Origin of the sequence: Methanosaeta sp. UBA458 (genome assembly GCF_002496085.1) — an archaeon.
Classification (GTDB): Archaea; Halobacteriota; Methanosarcinia; order Methanotrichales; family Methanotrichaceae; genus Methanothrix; species Methanothrix soehngenii.
Window position 1 is genome coordinate 1 of record NZ_DAIK01000015.1, and the last position, 692, is coordinate 692.

General features: G+C 47.3%; 2 protein-coding genes. One reads left to right on the top strand and one right to left on the bottom strand.

Going from position 1 to position 692, the window contains the following annotated elements; genetic code table 11:
• Positions 1-288 (top strand): tetratricopeptide repeat protein (locus BP822_RS00895; RefSeq protein WP_286877531.1); only part of this gene is annotated, 288 nt, incomplete at its 5' end.
• Positions 289-380: 92 nt separating this feature from the next.
• On the opposite strand, the gene BP822_RS00900 is transcribed toward BP822_RS00895, so the two are convergent.
• Positions 381-692, bottom strand: a 312-nt coding sequence (locus BP822_RS00900; protein WP_337955743.1) for an amphi-Trp domain-containing protein, incomplete at its 5' end; no start/stop codon positions are given.

Genomic DNA, 692 nt, shown 5'->3' on the forward strand with positions numbered 1-692 from the left:
AATTACAAAGAGGCCCTCTACCTGAAGGGAATCACCCAAATGGCCTTGGGCAATTATGAGGATGCTAAAGCTCTCTTCGATCAGGCACTGGTGGTCGACCCCAATTATAAGCAGGCTTATTTGGGTAAAGGATTGGCCTTGCATGCAGATGGAAAGCTTGTGGAGGCCCAGCAGGAGTATGATAAGGCTCTGGAGATCGATCCCGGTTATTCTTCTGCCAAGATCAGCAAGATGCATGCCCTAATGGCAATGAATAAGCCCAGAGAAGCTTTTGGGATGCTGATCTAGATCAGAAGCCCGCGAACGCGGGCTCTGTTATTTATTAGCACCTTCCTATTTATTATGGGTGAACTTGAATCGCAAATTATAAGAAAAAAGGATTATTCCTCAGCCTCTTCAGGGGCTGATTTATCCTTTTTTGCCTTGAGCTTTATCTCAATCTCAAGCTCATCCTTCTCGCACTCCACCTCGACCTTGATTGGAGGCTCGGGATTGATGGAAATATTGATGCTGCCATATTTCACTGAGACCTCTCCGCCAGCCTCGATCTCTCCAGCAAGACCTCTTAGAAATGAGGCCGTCTCGGAGTTGGTGAGGGCATACTTCTGCTCGAACTCCTCAACCCCTTTGCCTGAGCGGAATTTAAGCTCAATCTTTCCCGGAACACCTGTTAATTCAGCCATAACAATCGC